The sequence below is a fragment of the Kosakonia sp. CCTCC M2018092 genome, assembly GCF_003864115.1.
Taxonomy (GTDB): Bacteria; Pseudomonadota; Gammaproteobacteria; order Enterobacterales; family Enterobacteriaceae; genus Kosakonia; species Kosakonia cowanii.
Genome location: NZ_CP034225.1, coordinates 1,860,317 through 1,876,978 on the forward strand (window position 1 = coordinate 1,860,317; position 16,662 = coordinate 1,876,978).

Consider the following 16,662-nt stretch of genomic DNA (forward strand, 5'->3'; position numbering starts at 1 on the left):
CATGCGGGGTCTGGACGAATCAACGTGTCAACTGATTAGCTTTGCAGTTCAACATCATATTTTTTCAGGATCGCTTTGCCTTTTTCCCATGAGGAGAACTCAATGATGTCATCGGTATCCATCATGATTTCAAAAGCATCTTCCAGAGAGGCGATAAGGGTCATATGACCTACGGAGTCCCATGAGGGAGTATCCTGGTACTGATAGCCCGGCAGGATCTCTTCAGTAACCTCGAAGGTTTCAATAAAAATACGGTTATACGTTTCCAGATTGGACATCACGGTCTCCAGATGGCAGCAAGCTTGATGACTATTCAGGTTTACCTGAATACTTTTTTATCTTCATTTGCACGCATGACGCGCGCCGGATTCCCCAGTGCGATTACCGAGGAGCCAATATCATTAAAAACAATCGCGCCCATACTGATGATGGTATCGTCGCCGATAGTTGTCGTTTCCCGGATAGCCGCATTGAGGCCGATGTAGGTGCGGGTGCCAATCAGGCAGTTGCCGCCGAGATTGGCGTACGCGGAGATCACGCTATCGTCACCAATCACACAATCATGGCCGACGTTGCAGTTAGGCTGCAGATAGACATTTTTACCGATGGTACAGTCGCAGGAAACATAGGCGCGATCGCAGACGATCGTCCCTTCGCCGAAGGTGACGTCATCGCTGACGCGCGCCAGAGGATGGATGAGCGTCGCCAGTCGGAATCCTGCATTCAGGGCTTTTTGCGCCATTTGATGACGCACATTAGGCTCGCCCACGCCGACAACCACCTCATACTCCTCGGGCGAGATCTCCTGCAGTGTGACGACAGGTTGGCCCTTTAACTGGCGATGGGGATCAATATCATCAATAAAGCAGACGCCGCTCCAGCGTGATTCAGCTGCGTTGAGCTGTTTGACCAACTCATACACTTCTCTGCCGAGACCACCTGCGCCATAGATTGCCAGTTTCATCATATCCTCGAGATGCGGTATTGCCGGGCGATGATTTGGCGAACAATGCGTCACGCTGTCGCGTTCGCTCGCGCGCAAAGAGTGATAGCCCGGATCAGGGCTTTAATGTAAATGAGCGGAGGGGGGAGTCAGGGGAGGAATAACCATCATTTTTCCTCGCTTATCAACGGATAGGGCAGGGTGAAAAAACGCGATTTTATGAATAATTTCATTTAAGTCAGCGGCTTTGGCTGATGACTTAGTAAAAACAGGCGTATCGCTGAATGGTTTTGTGCCATGAGGGAAAAATTTTTTATATGCGCCAGCGCTTCTATTATCTCCTTGATTGATTAGATTTTTCTTGAAGGGAGGTAGGTTTTAAAGGGCGAAATTTCTCTATTGGTGTAAATAACCTGCCATTTCACCCACTATTCATCCGATTAAAACAACTATAGAAACGGATAATTACGCCGATAACTCAATTAACGCAGGGCCGTTTATCGTGAATTCACTCTATACCGCTGATGGTGTAATGGATAAACACTCGCTGTGGCAACGTTATGTTCCTCTAGTGCGTCATGAAGCATTGCGCCTGCAGGTGCGTTTGCCAGCAAGTGTGGAACTGGACGACCTGCTACAGGCGGGCGGCATCGGTCTATTGAATGCAGTAGATCGTTATGACGCTCTGCAAGGAACGGCATTTACCACTTACGCAGTACAGCGTATTCGTGGGGCTATGTTGGACGAGTTGCGCAGCCGCGATTGGGTGCCACGCAGTGTCCGACGTAATGCCCGCGAAGTGGCGCAGGCAATGGGGCAACTAGAGCAAGAGCTGGGACGTAACGCGTCGGAAACAGAAGTGGCGCAGCGTCTTGGTATTCCCGTTGAGGAGTACCGTCAGATGTTGCTCGATACGAACAATAGTCAGCTTTTCTCCTATGACGAATGGCGGGAAGAGCACGGCGACAGTATCGAGCTGGTGACGGAAGATCATCAACAGGAAAACCCGTTATTCCAGTTAATGGAGAGTAATTTACGCCACCGGGTGATGGAAGCGATTGAGTCGCTGCCCGAGCGTGAACAACTTGTCCTGACGCTGTACTACCAGGAGGAGCTGAATCTCAAAGAGATCGGTGCTGTACTGGAAGTCGGGGAATCGCGTGTCAGCCAGCTCCATAGCCAGGCCATTAAGCGCTTACGTACCAAGCTGGGTAAGTTATAGGTCGGTGATACTGCATCGCCCCTGGTAAATGCCGAACAACGCATTGACAACCAGGAGTTATCATGACGGTGCAGCAATCGAAAAGACGGCCATTAAGCCGCTACCTGAAAGACTTTAAACACAGCCAAACGCATTGTGCTCACTGCCACAAACTGCTCGACCGCATTACACTGGTACGCCGCGGCGAGATCGTCAACAAAATTGCGATTTCGCGGCTGGACATGCTGCTGGATGAAGCCGCGTGGCTACAAGAGCAAAAAGAGTGGGTGGCACTCTGTCGCTTTTGTGGCGATCTGCACTGCAAAGAGCAGAGTGACTTCTTCGATATCATCGGCTTTAAACAATACCTTTTCGAACAGACTGAGATGAGCCACGGTACGGTGCGCGAATATGTCGTGCGTCTTCGCCGCCTCGGCAACCATCTCACTGAACTGAATATCTCCCGCCAACTGCTGGAAGAGGGGTTCCTTGATGAGAACCTCGAACCCTGGCTACCTGCGACCAGCACCAACAATTACCGCATCGCTTTGCGCAAATATGCCCAGTTTAAAACCCAACAACGCTTTACTGGCGCGCAAAAGATCGCTGTCGGCGCGACATCTGATATATATTAAAAAAGAATGTGTTATCAGGCCGCGGCTGGGCTTCACGCTCAGACGCGGCGCGCTATAGCGAATCTCTTAGTGGGGGAAGAATGAAACTAGCACTTTTGGGTCGTCAGGCATTGATGGGTGTTATGGCTGTCGCGCTGGTGGCCGGTATGAGCGTCAAAACCTTTGCCGCAGAAAATCTGCTGAATAAAGTCAAAGAGCGCGGCACATTATTAGTTGGGCTGGAGGGCACCTATCCGCCGTTCAGCTTTCAGGGTGATGATGGCAAGCTGACCGGGTTTGAAGTGGAGTTCGCCGAAGCACTGGCGCAGCATCTGGGCGTAAAAGCGTCGCTGAAGCCCACAAAGTGGGACGGCATGCTGGCCTCGCTGGACTCAAAGCGCATCGATGTGGTGATAAACCAGGTGACCATCTCCGACGAGCGCAAGAAGAAGTATGACTTCTCAACGCCCTATACCGTGTCCGGTATTCAGGCGCTGGTGAAAAAAGGCAATGAAGGCAGCATCAAAACGCCTGCCGATCTGAAAGGTAAGAAAGTCGGCGTTGGTCTTGGCACCAACTACGAAGAGTGGCTGCGCAAAAACGTGCAGGGCGTTGACATTCGTACCTACGATGATGACCCGACCAAATACCAGGATCTGCGCGTAGGCCGTATTGACGCCATTCTGGTCGACCGCCTGGCGGCGCTGGATCTGGTGAAGAAAACTAAAGATACGCTGGCGGTCGCCGGTGATGCCTTCTCCCGTCAGGAGTCTGGCGTGGCGGTGCGCAAAGGTAATGATGACCTGCTGAAAGCGATCGATGCGGCCATTGCCGAGATGCAGAAAGATGGCACCATGAAGGCGCTGTCAGAAAAATGGTTTGGCGCAGATGTAACGAAGTAATCGTGCTCTGCTAAAAAAAGGCGCTTAATCAAGCGCCTTTTTTATTGCGGCGGATATTTCCGTGCATAATAAAACCATTACGTATCTTTGCGGCTTCAGGAGGTTGTATGCCCTTACACAATTTAACCCGCTTTCCCCGCCTTGAGTTTATCGGCGCGCCGACGCCGCTCGACTATTTGCCGCGCTTATCGGATTACGTTGGTCGCGACATTTATATCAAACGCGATGATGTGACACCGCTGGCAATGGGCGGCAACAAGCTGCGCAAGCTGGAGTTTCTTGCCGCCGATGCGCTGCGCGAAGGGGCCGATACGCTGGTTACCGCTGGCGCAATCCAGTCCAACTACGTGCGCCAGACGGCGGCGGTTGCGGCGAAGCTCGGACTGCACTGCGTCGCGCTGCTGGAAAACCCGACCGGAACCCGTGCGGAAAACTACCTCACTAATGGCAACCGCCTGCTGCTCGATCTCTTTAACGCGCAGATTGAGATGTGCGACGCGCTTACCGATCCCGCAGCCCAACTTAGCGAACTGGCAACGCGCATTGAAGCGCAGGGTTTTCGCCCCTATGTTGTGCCAGTGGGCGGCTCTAACGCGCTGGGGGCAATGGGCTACGTTGAGAGCGCGCTGGAGATCGCACAACAGTGTGAAGGCGTGCTCGGTCTCTCATCGGTGGTAGTCGCTTCAGGCAGCGCCGGTACCCATGCCGGGCTGGCGGTGGGGCTGGAACAGCTGATGCCGGACGTAGAGCTGATTGGCGTTACCGTCTCGCGCAGCGTCGCGGAGCAAAAACCGAAGGTAGTGACGCTGCAACAGGAGATTGCCCGTCAGCTTGAGCTACAGGCGCAGGCGGAAATCCTGCTATGGGATGAGTACTACGCGCCGGGCTACGGGCTGCCGAATGATGAAGGGATGGAAGCGGTAAAACTGCTGGCGCGCCTTGAAGGGATCCTGCTCGATCCGGTTTATACCGGCAAAGCGATGGCCGGTCTGCTTGATGGCATTGAGCAGAAGCGCTTTAAAGATAACGGCCCTGTTTTGTTTGTGCATACGGGCGGCGCACCGGCGCTCTTTGCCTACCATCCTCACCTTTAACGCAGGCAGAAAAACCAGAATGCAAGAGAGCCTACAACTCGTTATCGACTCCGCCCCCTATTTACTAAAGGGCGCGGTCTTCACGCTACAGCTCAGTATCGGCGGCATGTTTTTTGGCCTGCTGCTCGGCTTTATACTGGCGCTGATGCGCATGTCGAAGCTGCTGCCGCTGCGCTGGCTGGCGCGTTTCTATATCTCAATATTTCGCGGTACGCCGCTTATTGCCCAGCTCTTTATGATCTACTACGGTCTGCCGCAGTTCGGTATCGAACTCGACCCGATCCCGTCGGCGATGATTGGCCTGTCGCTCAATACGGCGGCCTACGCGGCAGAAACCCTGCGCGCGGCGATCTCGTCGATCGATAAAGGGCAGTGGGAAGCGGCGGCCAGTATCGGCATGACGCCGTGGCAAACTTTGCGCCGCGCCATTCTGCCGCAGGCGGCGCGCGTGGCGCTGCCACCGCTCAGTAACAGCTTTATCAGCCTGGTGAAAGATACCTCGCTGGCGGCAACCATTCAGGTGCCGGAGCTGTTTCGCCAGGCGCAGCTTATCACCTCGCGCACGCTGGAGGTCTTCACCATGTATCTGGCGGCATCGCTCATTTACTGGGTGATGGCGACGGTGCTCTCGACGTTGCAGAACTACTTTGAAAACCAGCTTAACCGGCAGGAGCAGGATCCGAAATGAGCGCAATCGATGTAAAAAACCTGGTGAAGAAGTTCCAGGGGCAGACGGTGCTGCACGGTATCGATCTGCAGGTGGAAGAGGGCGAAGTGGTAGCGATCATTGGCCCGAGCGGCTCGGGGAAAACCACGCTGCTGCGCTGTATTAACCTGCTTGAGCAGCCGGAGAGCGGCTCTGTTCGTGTCGGGAATATCACCATTGACGCCACCCGCTCTGTTGGCCAGCAGAAAAGTGCCATCCGCGAACTGCGGCAGCATGTCGGTTTTGTCTTCCAGAACTTCAACCTCTTTCCCCACCGCACGGTGCTGGAAAACATTATTGAAGGCCCGGTGATTGTTAAAGGCGAACCGAAGGAGGAGGCGCTGGCACGAGCGCGTGAACTGTTAGCGAAAGTGGGGCTGAGCGGGAAAGAGAACAGCTATCCGCGCCGTTTATCCGGCGGTCAGCAGCAGCGTGTGGCGATAGCCCGCGCGCTGGCAATGCGCCCGGATGTGATCCTCTTTGACGAACCTACTTCGGCGCTCGATCCTGAGCTGGTGGGCGAAGTGTTAAACACTATTCGTCAACTGGCGCAGGAGCGACGCACGATGGTGATCGTCACCCATGAGATGAGCTTTGCCCGCGATGTCGCGGATCGGGCGATTTTTATGGATCAGGGGCGCATTGTAGAGCAGGGTGCGGCGAAAACGCTGTTTGCCGAACCACAGCAGGCGCGCACGCAGCAGTTCCTTGAAAAATTCCTCACCCAGTAAATCAGATCGCGCGATTCAGCAGTGCCAGGCGCTGAATCGCGACGATTTTACTTAAAGCCTTTATTAAAGTAACCAATTAGCCCACCTATGCCAGGGAAATAATGTTGTCTTTTGCGCCTTATTTCCCGCCATTCGCCGTGCTTTAATTCGGCAATAAAGTGAACTCCTTACCAATTATCCCGATATTTTATATTTATAATTAAGTTTTATGTGTTAGCTTATTGTATACAAAAATATGATTAATAAATGCAGGGGTATTACCGGTCGGTATGCAGCAAAAAGATTTTTTAACCTGGCGTCGTGAAATGATTTCGCGTTTTCAGGAAATGACTGTGGCACAGGACGTTTATACGGAGATCCAGCAGCAGACACAGCTACTGGAGTTTGATTATTACTCGCTTTGCGTGCGGCATCCGGTGCCTTTCACCCGGCCGAAGCTGAGCGTGGAAACCTCATATCCGCCTGGATGGATGGAGCACTATCAGGCAGAGAATTACTTCGCTGTCGATCCGGTGCTGAAGCCTGAAAACTTCATCCAGGGACACTTGCCGTGGAACGATAAACTCTTTCATGATGCGATGACATTGTGGGATGCCGCACGCGACCACGGCCTGCGCAAAGGGGTTTCGCAGTGTTTAATGCTGCCTAATCATGCGCTCGGCTTTCTGTCGGTCTCGCGTTCCAGCCTGTTTGGCAAGACGATGGCCGATGATGAAATAGAGATGCGTTTGCAGACGCTGGTGCAGTTGAGCCTGCTGGCACTGACGCGCCTTGCGGACCATACGGTGATGACACCGGAGATGAAATTCAGTAAACGCGAGCGCGAAATTCTGAAGTGGACGGCAGAGGGGAAAACCTCGGCGGAAATAGCGATGATTCTCTCTATCTCCGAAAACACGGTCAATTTCCACCAGAAGAATATGCAGAAGAAATTTAACGCGCCGAATAAAACGCAAATTGCCTGCTATGCGGCGGCAACGGGAATAATTTAATAGCGAATGCGACGGAAGTCGCAAAGTGATTCCGGCTGTCAGAGCGCCTGACAGCCGGCGAGTAATTACTGGCGGTAAGCTTGTTTAATTTGCTTAACGGTGCTGGAAAATACGTCGGCCTGAGCTTCATCTTCCATCTGTGCAATTAATCTTTCCATTTTAATAATGACGCGGCCTGCATCAGCCTGGCCCATCGCTTGCAGCATCAGGGTAATCATCGACTTCAGGCAAGCGACTTCCTGCGCCAGTTCTTTTGCGTTTTCGGCGGTAGTGAAATCAGGTGTGCTCAATTTATTTTCCTCATTACATTGTCACGGACTTTCGCGACGATTGCTGTTAAGGCCGCGAAGTATACCACAAGGCTTATAAAAAAAAGCAGTGGTTGTTTTTTCACCGCTATAGAAAGTAATTGATTGAGGTCTGGTTGAAAAATAAGGAAGCCATAATGTTGCACATCAAATATATGTTTAGCGCGCGTTAAGCGTGGTTAATTGCTGTAACAACTCTATTAGGGTAATTTCTTCTGCATAATCCTGCGTCTTTTGCTAACTTTCTGAAAAGAAAGAGATTATGATTTTACCGCTTCGTTTTTTATATTGAAAAAAGTTTCCAGCTTATGTACAACTTCATTTCCAAAAACGAGAACAAAATTGGCGTTCGTTGTTTTTTTGCCTTTCATTATGGGCTAAAAAAAAGCTAATATATGCCGAATTAGTTTTCGCAGCGTTATCCCTTTTCCGGAGATACTCCTTTGATCAACGTACTACTTGTTGATGACCATGAACTGGTGCGCGCAGGGATACGACGCATTCTCGAAGATATTAAGGGCATAAAAGTGACGGGTGAGGTCAACTGCGGTGAAGACGCCATTAAATGGTGTCGTACCAATGCGGTTGATGTTGTTCTCATGGATATGAATATGCCCGGTATCGGCGGCCTTGAAGCGACGCGTAAAATCGCGCGCGGCAGTGCCGACACAAAAGTCATCATGCTTACCGTTCACACCGAAAACCCCTTGCCCGCCAAAGTGATGCAGGCTGGCGCTGCGGGTTATCTCACGAAAGGCGCTGCGCCGCAGGACGTGGTTAACGCCATTCGCTGCGTTCACTCAGGCCAACGCTATATCGCTTCTGACATTGCACAACAGATGGCGCTTAGCCAAATCGAGCCAGAAAAGACAGATTCACCGTTCGACAGTTTGTCGGAACGTGAATTGCAGATTATGCTGATGATCACAAAGGGCCAGAAGGTCAATGAGATCTCAGAGCAACTGCATCTGAGCCCGAAAACGGTGAACAGCTATCGCTATCGGATGTTCAGTAAATTGAACATTCACGGTGACGTCGAACTGACGCACCTCGCCATTCGCCATGGTTTGTGCAATGCGGAGACGTTAATAAGTCAGTGACTGAAGTTTTTGATTCCAGAGCCTTTCTGAAAACGGTAACCAGCAAGCCCGGTGTCTATCGCATGTATGACACCGGCGGTACCGTTATCTATGTCGGTAAAGCAAAAGACCTGAAAAAACGTCTTTCCAGCTACTTCCGCAGCAATCTAGCCTCGCGCAAAACCGAAGCGCTGGTCGCGCAGATCCAACAGATCGACGTGACCGTCACGCACACGGAGACCGAAGCGCTGCTGCTGGAGCACAACTACATTAAGCTTTACCAGCCTCGCTACAACGTGCTGCTGAGGGACGATAAATCCTATCCGTTTATCTTCCTCAGCAACGATACGCACCCTCGTCTGGCAACCCATCGCGGCGCGAAGCATGCGAAAGGGGAGTATTTCGGCCCCTTTCCGAACGGCTATGCGGTGAGGGAAACGCTGGCGTTATTGCAAAAAATCTTCCCTGTTCGCCAGTGCGAAAACAGCGTCTATCGCAACCGCTCCCGTCCGTGCCTGCAATACCAGATTGGCCGCTGCCTTGGCCCGTGCGTCGAGGGGCTGGTGAGCGAAGAGGAGTACGCGCAGCAGGTTGACTACGTGCGGCTGTTCCTCGCCGGTAAAGACGATCAGGTGCTGACCCAGCTTATTGCGCGAATGGAGAAAGCCAGCCAGGCGCTCGATTTTGAAGAAGCCGCGCGCGTGCGCGATCAAATCCAGGCAGTACGTCGCGTAACGGAGAAACAGTTTGTTTCCAATAACGGCGACGATCTGGATGTCATTGGCGTGGCGTTTGACGCTGGCATGGCCTGCGTGCATGTGCTGTTTATTCGCCAGGGCAAGGTTCTCGGCAGCCGCAGCTACTACCCGAAAGTGCCGGGCGGCACCGAACTTGGCGAAGTGGTCGAAACCTTTGTCGGCCAGTTTTATCTGCAGGGCAGCCAGATGCGCACGCTGCCGGGCGAAATCCTGCTCGACTTTGACCTTACCGATAAAACCCTGCTGGGTGATTCCCTCTCAGAGCTGGCCGGGCGTAAAGTCAATGTGCAGACCAAACCGCGCGGCGATCGCGCCCGTTATCTGAAGCTGGCGCGCACCAATGCCGCGACGGCGCTCAGTACTAAGCTTTCTCAGCAGTCGACGGTCCATCAGCGGCTTGCCGCGCTGGCGAGCGTGCTGAATCTGCCTGCGGTCAAACGCATGGAGTGCTTCGATATCAGCCATACTATGGGCGAGCAGACGGTCGCCTCCTGCGTGGTGTTTGACCCCAACGGGCCGGTGCGCGCCGAGTATCGCCGCTATAACATTACCGGCATTACGCCGGGGGATGACTACGCGGCGATGAACCAGGTGCTGCGCCGCCGCTATGGCAAAGCCATTGAAGAGAACAAGATCCCCGATGTGATCCTGATTGACGGCGGTAAAGGGCAACTGGGTCAGGCGAAAACCGTATTTGCCGAGCTGGATGTGCCGTGGGATAAACATAAGCCGCTGCTGCTGGGGGTGGCGAAGGGCGCAGATCGTAAAGCCGGTTTAGAGACGCTCTTTTTCGAGCCGGAAGGGGAGGGGTTCAGCCTGCCGCCTGATTCGCCCGCGCTGCATGTGATTCAGCATATTCGCGATGAATCGCACGATCACGCCATTAGCGGACACCGTAAAAAACGAGCGAAGGTGAAGAACACCAGTTCGCTCGAAACCATCGAAGGGGTGGGGCCGAAACGCCGCCAGATGCTGCTGAAATATATGGGTGGTCTGCAAGGGTTACAGAACGCCAGCATTGAGGAAATTGCGAAAGTGCCGGGCATCTCGCAAGGTCTGGCAGAAAAGATCTTCTACTCGTTGAAACATTAGGGGCTCTGTAGCAACATAGAGCGAAATTTTACGGACAACAGACAGTTAACGCCAACATGCGATTCAATATTCCTACGTTGCTCACCCTTTTTCGCGTCATCCTGATCCCGTTTTTCGTTCTGGCGTTCTATCTGCCGTTCAACTGGGCGCCGTTTGTCTGCGCCCTTATTTTTTGCTGCGCGGCGGTAACCGACTGGTTTGATGGTTATCTGGCGCGCCGCTGGAACCAGAGCACGCGCTTTGGCGCTTTTCTCGATCCGGTGGCCGATAAGGTGCTGGTCGGGATCGCGATGGTACTGGTGGCGGAGCACTATCACAGCTGGTGGGTGACGCTGCCTGCGGCAACGATGATCGCCCGTGAAATTATCATCTCCGCCCTGCGCGAGTGGATGGCAGAGATGGGCAAGCGTAGCCGTGTGGCGGTCTCCTGGATTGGTAAAGTCAAAACCACGGCGCAGATGGTGGCGCTGGTGTGGCTGCTGTGGCGACCGAACCAGTGGGTTGAGTACGCCGGTATTGCGCTCTTCTTTGTCGCCGCAGTGCTGACGCTGTGGTCGATGCTGCAATATCTCAACGCTGCGCGCGGCGATCTGCTCGAACCGTGATCGTTTCGTCGCAAATTTCAGCAAACGATCGTGCTTTTGAAAAATATCGTTGACTCATTGCGTCAGGTAAGTAGAATGCAACGCATCGGAAGGCGGCACAGCTTGCCAGAAGATAATAAAATCAAGCGATTACAACACGCTTGATGATGCGGGAATAGCTCAGTTGGTAGAGCACGACCTTGCCAAGGTCGGGGTCGCGAGTTCGAGTCTCGTTTCCCGCTCCAGTTTTACGCATCGGCTGTTACAGCGGGTGCTGGCTGAAAAGCCTGAAGGATTTTGGCGCGTTAGCAAAGCGGTTATGTAGCGGATTGCAAATCCGTCTAGTCCGGTTCGACTCCGGAACGCGCCTCCAATTTCTTCCCGAGCCCGGATGGTGGAATCGGTAGACACAAGGGATTTAAAATCCCTCGGCGTTCGCGCTGTGCGGGTTCAAGTCCCGCTCCGGGTACCATGGGGAAAAATCAGAATAATCAAAGCAATAAGCAGTGTCGTGAAACCACCGAAAGGTGGTTTTTTTGTGCCTGAAATCTGTGTTTCATAATACCCATTCATAATATTTTTTGACCGCCAACGACCGGAACAACGGTGATCTTCCTGTCATAGCGTGCAGTTTGTTCAACGTTTTTATGCCCTGATATAGCCTGCTTATCGTAAATGTTCCCCTGCAAATCAGAGATGCCTTTTGCTTTGAGATCGTGAAATGTGAAATCAAAAGACAGGTGCGGATATGCAATACGAGCCTCTTCTTTTGCCTTTCTCCAGCGACTGTTAAAACCGTCACGCGTATATTTATGGCCTGTTGGTTGATGGATAATATACAGGCTACTCATGCCCGGATTTAGGGGCAGCGCTTTAGCCATATCAATCGCAGCAGTTAAACGATCTGACCAGGCTTTGATCTGAGCTACCGAAGTTTTGCTCTGCTTGATCAAGATGCCTTCAGCCATCAACTGGCTTTTCTTCATCTCAAGCACATCGTTCTGCCTGGCACAGCAAAGATAAGCCAACTCCATTGCCGCACGGACGACGTTGGGTGCCACGCTGTACAGGGCGGTGTATTCTTCGTCCGTGATGTAACGATCCCGACCCGTCTCCTTAAATTGTTTGACCCCCTTAGTTGGGTTCCCCTTAACAAAGCCTCGTTCAAATCCCCATCGATAAACCCTAGACATAAACGCCTTTTCACGGTTCGCTTGCGTCCGGCTTTTAACACCGCGTTTATCAAGATATTTCCTCACATGCTCTGGTTTAATGCTGTCAGAAGGCATTTTCCCAAATACATCTATGATTTTCTTAGAATATTTCTTGTAGTCTTTTTGAGTTTCTTTCGCTAATTCAAAGAAATCTGCTGACTTAAAAAATAGCTCAATCAGACCAGCAAAAAGCGAATCATCCGGGCGCTGATTCATCAGTGATTCCCACGCTGCCCATACTTGAGCCTGGGTTGATGTTTTATCGCATAGCCGGATGTTACCTCCGGCTTTTGGATGAAATTCATATGCGGATCTGCCGAGATATACCCTCGGCGGCATCCATGCATCTTCTTTATTTTTACGGCGTCTTGGCATTATTCAAGCGCTCCAAAGTTCGGCTCAGGTCCATCGTGCTCTTTAACACTTTTGCGATGTGACAGAGGGTTATTAAAATGTGCCCAAGTTGTGCTTGGGCGACCGTCAGGTCTGGTCATAAAAAATATTCCAGCGTCGCGCAGTTTATTGCACTGTTTTGACGGGATTGCATAACCGGTTAATTTCTTAATATCTGAGTCGGAAATGATGTCATTTTCATTTTTTCCGTACTGGCTTGCGCCATGTAATTCAACCATGCGATTCTCCACTGCCGGGTGCAACCGGCTATTTCAATCGGTACGCACATGACGAGCACCCGTGACGGGCACCGTCGTTACAGCTGATACAAATCTTCGGTTCGCTGGTGGCCGCAGCCACGTGCTTGATTATCCTGGCCGGTACCAGCACCGGCATCGGTACGCGCTGCCGGCGGGCTTCCTCCAGCAGGTTCGCCAACTCCAGCACGCGTGCTTTACAGTCCATTGCTTCAGCGCGCCACCAGATCACATCTTCACGCAGACGGCGCTGGCGCCGCAGCTTCAGTTTGCTGGGCATTAGTCGTCCTCGTCCCAGTCTTCATCTTCCTCGCCATCCTCACATGGAAAATTTAGAAGGGGATTGGTAGCTACCAGCATTTCACTGGCAGCGCCACGGCGTTGAAGCCTGCGCAGCGCCTCATATAGCACGAAAGCTTCAGTGCGTTCTTCGCCGAGATCGAGGGAGCATGCGACGCGGTGAGCGGCAACAACTATCGCCTCTAACTGGTTACGGATGTCCTGAATAGTTTCCACCTCACACCTCCTGCTCAGGCGCTGCTGCTAGCATGGCGCCATAAACGCCAAGTGATGAAGGTGATTTTGTTGTCATGTAATATGACCATCCAGCGTCAATCATCTCTTTAGTCGGCTCAACCGGAACAAGCTTCCACCCATCCGGTACCGTAGCCGCCGTTACAGGCCCGGCCTTGAGCATGGCGGCGCGGTAGTCTTTCCACCCACCACGATAGGTATCATCAAAATTATCTTCTTCTATGAAACGACGCTTGTACTCTTCTCGGGTTAGTTCATCAGGCACAGCCACCGGCGCTGGCGCTGGCGCTGCGGCGTAGAGAGCGGCACCAACAGCAGGTTTGCGAGGCACCCCGTTATCTGCGTACCAACAAACCCCGACAGTCTCAACCTTCGCTACCGGCTTGCTGTCCAGTCCCGCCAGCAGCATGCGGGCCATCGCTTCGGCTTCTTCAGCTGGCAACATTACGTTGTGGTCAGCGCCGAACTTTTCACGCCATGATGCGATTTTTTCCAGCCGCTCCCGGCTCAGTTGCTCTGTCATGATTTCAACCCCTCGAAAGTAACAGTGGCGTAAAACATATCGCTGGGATCGCGGTAGAACTCGATGGCCTTGATGCAAAGGACGCCGATCTGGTTGCCGGTCAAAGCGATGGTGAAGGTGTCACCTTTCTTGGGATTCTTCTCGTGAATCAGGCCTGCGCCGAAGAAGTGGCCGGTGATCTCCATTTTCCCCTTCGGCTTGAAGCCGCGAACGAAGTGGAGGGCGTGGCCCCAGTGTTGCCGGGTGTAATCGAACTCTCTGCTTTCCGGACTGGTGCCGTTCAACAGCGCGATTAATTTAGCGAGCATGTATGCCTCCCCGCAGCTCTTTCAGCTGCTGGCAATCGACGCAGGTTTTGCAACCGGGCATTGCAGAGCGTCTCTTTTCCGGTATTTCTAGTCCACACGCTTCGCACTTCTCAGCGGAGACAGCGTTACGGTCGATGCGATGACGCTGTAAGGCATGCTCCATGTTGAGCTCTACCAGCTCGTTGGCCTGGTCTATGATTTCGGCTGTCATGCTGACTCCTTAAATTTCGAAGGCCAGTTGTGGCATAAACCTGTCGCGCCCGGCGTCATAGTTCAGTGAGCTGGCGCTGTTCATTGATTCAATGCGTTCAACAAGCACCGCAGCCCGCGTCTCTTTACTTGCTGGCGAATAGGCTGATTTTTTCCAGGCTTTATCGATCCCGATATTGCGCGCGACGTTGGTGCTGTCTGCTGATGACAAAGGGATGTGCCTGAAAATGTCGGCGTTCAGCATTCGTAAGCCGTGTAATTTTGTAATCGGGTAGCCGTTCTCATCGACAACGTGTCGGATCAGGTCACGCAATCTGGCAACGCAGTGGCGCGGTCGTTTTGCGTCGTACTCGCCCATGCTTCCAATGCACACTCGTGGAAAGTCCTGGCACAACCGGATGAAGCGCTCGTCTGGTTCATTCATGTGCCAAACCGGAGCGCCAGCAAATTTCCCGTGTGGCCACTCAGCGATAAGAGCGTCATTCTCTTCACTACTGCCGCCGATGACGTCCGGAATGACAGCGAAGGAGAATCGCGGGTGATTACCCCAGCGCGCGACGAAGGCGTAATAATCATGCCAGTTAACGACGCGATTTTTAGTCCAGAAGCTGAAAGCCCCGTTATCCAAAGCGAATGACTGGCACACTTCACTTGCCAGCGGCAACTGGCCGGCATTAGCAAAGCTGATGAAAGCATGGCGAGATTTCCACGCTTTCAAAGCGCAGGTATCTGGGGTAATAGGGCCGCCATGGAAATGGATCATTGGCTGTCTCCTGCGTTGCCTTTCATCGCCAGTTCTTGCGCTTCTTCAGGGGTGGCCACTTCAAAGCGAGGGTGCTTATTACCGTCAGGAGTTTCCACCTCAAGCTTGTGCATGCTAAATAAACCACCCAGTGTCCAATTGCAGCCGTGGTTTTTTCCCGTCTCCTTGGATGGGCTGCCTTTTCCTGTAAAGCGACCAGTGCAGGAAAAGGCTAGGTACTTCTCAACCTCTTCGAAATCCTTACCGGCTCCTGCAGCTATAAGCGTTTTTGCTGATTGAATGGTTCCGCACATTGGGCACCTGAAAGCAAAGTCGTTACACTCAACGCCTTGGTTTTTAATCTCGGTGCGAAACTCGTCGAGTGTCATGGTGATCATGACTGCACCTCCGATTTGATGCGCAACTGGGCGGCGATGGCCTCAAGCACTTCATCAGCGAAAGAACGATCGAAATCACCATCGGGTGCTTCGTCCATAAATTCCGTAGACATCAGAATTGTGCGGGCGATATCCGCCGCGTTTTCTGGTGTGTCTTCAACGAAACCAGCATCCCAGGCTGCCAAAATTCTGTTTGCTGCAAAGACAGCACCCTCTTTGCGAGCTTCTGCGCGCAGGGAGGCGAGGAATGCATCAGTGGCTGGAGTTTCTTCAAGTGCATAGCAAACATCGTCATTGCTGCATGGATCATCTTTTCCACAACCCACGCAGAAGTGGACCGATTCGCTGTGAGTCTTAATAGCCGACTTCATCAGAGCATTCTCCCCAGCCAGCTGCTTTGCCTCGTTCCGCGATTCGCACAGCACCACGAACTGAACATCGAGACGGTCTGCCATAGCGATCATTAGCTTTGCTGCTGCTGGTGGCAGAGTAGGGGCTGTCACTCTGGCGTCGGCGATCAGCTCTTTGGCATTCATTCGCATGTTGGTATCTCCTGCGCGCTGCAACGCGCGATTTTTGGTTGCACGAATCCCTCGCCGGCTGGCGATTAATTAAAATAGGTTCGCTTTAATAAACGCCCTGAACAGCGAAGGGCGCTTAATGAAGCGGGCGGCTGCAACCGCCCAGGTATCTCCACACAGATGTAAGCGCGCTCCGAGGAGTTTGCATTAACGACCAGACACTTGAGGGAGAGTGCCGGAGCGCGCTTGCATCTATGCGAAAAAAGTGCGGCACCTTCACGGGAAAATAAGATCCGATGCCGCCAATGACTACACACTGCGTTTTGTTACTTTGTGGTGCCGGGTGCCTCCCGGTGATCGCATCCAGTTACGTGCGATCGGGTACCAAACCACCTGATAAAGACCTGGTTAACTGTCCCGCGCGCGCTGAGCCGCATTCACCACAACGGGGAGAGCATTCGAACCTGGACTGCGATTATTTGCGGGTCTTTCGACTGCATAACCAGGGCAACATTACCGACTGCTCTCTCCTGTTGCGTCCTCGTCTGCTTCCGAGGT

At 52.7% G+C, this 16,662-nt stretch carries 23 protein-coding genes and 3 tRNA genes; 13 read left to right on the plus strand and 13 right to left on the minus strand.

Annotated elements, in window-relative coordinates:
* Positions 1-35: 35 nt before the first annotated feature.
* Both EH164_RS08780 and EH164_RS08785 read right to left on the minus strand, forming a co-directional pair.
* The gene (locus EH164_RS08780) at positions 36-278 is read right to left on the minus strand and encodes a hypothetical protein (protein ID WP_023480037.1); all 243 of its coding nucleotides are present in this window, start codon (positions 276-278) and stop codon (positions 36-38) included.
* A gap of 41 nt (positions 279-319) precedes the next feature.
* Entirely contained in the window at positions 320-967 is a 648-nt protein-coding gene (locus tag EH164_RS08785) for an acetyltransferase (RefSeq protein WP_241175016.1), read from the minus strand.
* A gap of 478 nt (positions 968-1,445) precedes the next feature.
* Here EH164_RS08785 and EH164_RS08790 point away from each other — a divergent pair, with 478 nt between their 5' ends.
* From EH164_RS08790 to sdiA, 7 genes are all read left to right on the plus strand, one after another.
* The gene (locus tag EH164_RS08790) at positions 1,446-2,165 is read left to right on the plus strand and encodes an RNA polymerase sigma factor FliA (protein ID WP_023480141.1); all 720 of its coding nucleotides are present in this window, start codon (positions 1,446-1,448) and stop codon (positions 2,163-2,165) included.
* 62 nt (positions 2,166-2,227) lie between these two features.
* Complete coding sequence (gene fliZ / locus EH164_RS08795; protein ID WP_023480107.1) at positions 2,228-2,779, plus strand: flagella biosynthesis regulatory protein FliZ; 552 nt, start codon at positions 2,228-2,230, stop codon at positions 2,777-2,779.
* Positions 2,780-2,859: 80 nt separating this feature from the next.
* Positions 2,860-3,660, plus strand: coding sequence for a cystine ABC transporter substrate-binding protein (tcyJ, locus tag EH164_RS08800; protein WP_124967959.1), 801 nt, complete (start codon positions 2,860-2,862; stop codon positions 3,658-3,660).
* Between the two features lie 107 nt (positions 3,661-3,767).
* Positions 3,768-4,754 (plus strand): D-cysteine desulfhydrase, encoded by a 987-nt coding sequence (gene dcyD, locus EH164_RS08805; protein WP_124967960.1) that lies wholly within the window; start codon positions 3,768-3,770, stop codon positions 4,752-4,754.
* 19 nt (positions 4,755-4,773) lie between these two features.
* Entirely contained in the window at positions 4,774-5,442 is a 669-nt protein-coding gene (gene tcyL / locus EH164_RS08810; protein WP_124967961.1) for a cystine ABC transporter permease, read from the plus strand.
* Positions 5,439-6,191, plus strand: a complete 753-nt coding sequence (gene tcyN / locus EH164_RS08815; RefSeq protein WP_124967962.1) for an L-cystine ABC transporter ATP-binding protein TcyN — start codon at positions 5,439-5,441, stop codon at positions 6,189-6,191. Before tcyL ends, tcyN begins: the two co-directional genes overlap by 4 nt.
* Before the next feature lie 269 nt (positions 6,192-6,460).
* Entirely contained in the window at positions 6,461-7,183 is a 723-nt protein-coding gene (sdiA, locus tag EH164_RS08820; RefSeq protein ID WP_042712095.1) for a transcriptional regulator SdiA, read from the plus strand.
* A gap of 65 nt (positions 7,184-7,248) precedes the next feature.
* On the opposite strand, the gene EH164_RS08825 is transcribed toward sdiA, so the two are convergent.
* Positions 7,249-7,473: a DUF2594 family protein gene (locus EH164_RS08825; RefSeq protein ID WP_042712094.1), complete on the minus strand. Its 225-nt coding sequence runs from the start codon at positions 7,471-7,473 to the stop codon at positions 7,249-7,251.
* Between the two features lie 461 nt (positions 7,474-7,934).
* Here EH164_RS08825 and uvrY point away from each other — a divergent pair, with 461 nt between their 5' ends.
* The 6 genes from uvrY (at position 7,935) to EH164_RS08855 (ending at position 11,476) form a co-directional block, all read left to right on the plus strand.
* On the plus strand, positions 7,935-8,591 hold the full coding sequence (uvrY, locus tag EH164_RS08830) for a UvrY/SirA/GacA family response regulator transcription factor (RefSeq protein ID WP_042712093.1): 657 nt from the start codon (positions 7,935-7,937) through the stop codon (positions 8,589-8,591).
* Complete coding sequence (uvrC, locus tag EH164_RS08835) at positions 8,588-10,420, plus strand: excinuclease ABC subunit UvrC (RefSeq protein ID WP_124967963.1); 1,833 nt, start codon at positions 8,588-8,590, stop codon at positions 10,418-10,420. Before uvrY ends, uvrC begins: the two co-directional genes overlap by 4 nt.
* 56 nt (positions 10,421-10,476) lie before the next feature.
* A complete protein-coding gene (gene pgsA / locus EH164_RS08840) occupies positions 10,477-11,025 on the plus strand; it encodes a CDP-diacylglycerol--glycerol-3-phosphate 3-phosphatidyltransferase (RefSeq protein WP_023480080.1) in 549 nt (182 codons plus the stop codon).
* 148 nt (positions 11,026-11,173) lie between these two features.
* Positions 11,174-11,249 (plus strand) — tRNA-Gly (locus EH164_RS08845).
* A 54-nt stretch (positions 11,250-11,303) separates the two neighbouring features.
* Positions 11,304-11,377 (plus strand) — tRNA-Cys (locus EH164_RS08850).
* 12 nt (positions 11,378-11,389) lie between these two features.
* A tRNA-Leu gene (locus EH164_RS08855) sits at positions 11,390-11,476 on the plus strand.
* A gap of 97 nt (positions 11,477-11,573) precedes the next feature.
* Here the strand turns inward: EH164_RS08855 and EH164_RS08860 are convergent.
* Genes EH164_RS08860 through EH164_RS08905 form a run of 10 tightly spaced genes read right to left on the minus strand, consistent with a single transcriptional unit; the run spans position 11,574 to position 16,125 of the window.
* Positions 11,574-12,593: a tyrosine-type recombinase/integrase gene (locus EH164_RS08860; RefSeq protein WP_124967964.1), complete on the minus strand. Its 1,020-nt coding sequence runs from the start codon at positions 12,591-12,593 to the stop codon at positions 11,574-11,576.
* A complete protein-coding gene (locus tag EH164_RS08865; RefSeq protein WP_124967965.1) occupies positions 12,593-12,850 on the minus strand; it encodes a DUF4224 domain-containing protein in 258 nt (85 codons plus the stop codon). The genes EH164_RS08860 and EH164_RS08865 overlap by 1 nt, the downstream gene beginning before the upstream one ends.
* Before the next feature lie 28 nt (positions 12,851-12,878).
* A complete protein-coding gene (locus tag EH164_RS08870; RefSeq protein WP_124967966.1) occupies positions 12,879-13,148 on the minus strand; it encodes a hypothetical protein in 270 nt (89 codons plus the stop codon).
* Complete coding sequence (locus EH164_RS08875; RefSeq protein WP_124967967.1) at positions 13,148-13,384, minus strand: hypothetical protein; 237 nt, start codon at positions 13,382-13,384, stop codon at positions 13,148-13,150. The genes EH164_RS08870 and EH164_RS08875 overlap by 1 nt, the downstream gene beginning before the upstream one ends.
* Before the next feature lies 1 nt (position 13,385).
* Positions 13,386-13,925, minus strand: coding sequence for a hypothetical protein (locus tag EH164_RS08880; protein ID WP_124967968.1), 540 nt, complete (start codon positions 13,923-13,925; stop codon positions 13,386-13,388).
* A complete protein-coding gene (locus tag EH164_RS08885; RefSeq protein WP_124967969.1) occupies positions 13,922-14,233 on the minus strand; it encodes a hypothetical protein in 312 nt (103 codons plus the stop codon). Before EH164_RS08885 ends, EH164_RS08880 begins: the two co-directional genes overlap by 4 nt.
* Positions 14,223-14,444, minus strand: a complete 222-nt coding sequence (locus EH164_RS08890) for a TraR/DksA C4-type zinc finger protein (RefSeq protein WP_124967970.1) — start codon at positions 14,442-14,444, stop codon at positions 14,223-14,225. The genes EH164_RS08885 and EH164_RS08890 overlap by 11 nt, the downstream gene beginning before the upstream one ends.
* 9 nt (positions 14,445-14,453) lie before the next feature.
* Positions 14,454-15,206, minus strand: a complete 753-nt coding sequence (locus EH164_RS08895) for a hypothetical protein (protein WP_124967971.1) — start codon at positions 15,204-15,206, stop codon at positions 14,454-14,456.
* Positions 15,203-15,583, minus strand: a complete 381-nt coding sequence (locus tag EH164_RS08900; protein ID WP_124967972.1) for a VVA0879 family protein — start codon at positions 15,581-15,583, stop codon at positions 15,203-15,205. Before EH164_RS08900 ends, EH164_RS08895 begins: the two co-directional genes overlap by 4 nt.
* The gene (locus EH164_RS08905) at positions 15,580-16,125 is read right to left on the minus strand and encodes an ead/Ea22-like family protein (RefSeq protein WP_124967973.1); all 546 of its coding nucleotides are present in this window, start codon (positions 16,123-16,125) and stop codon (positions 15,580-15,582) included. The genes EH164_RS08900 and EH164_RS08905 overlap by 4 nt, the downstream gene beginning before the upstream one ends.
* Between the last annotated feature and the right edge of the window lie 537 nt (positions 16,126-16,662).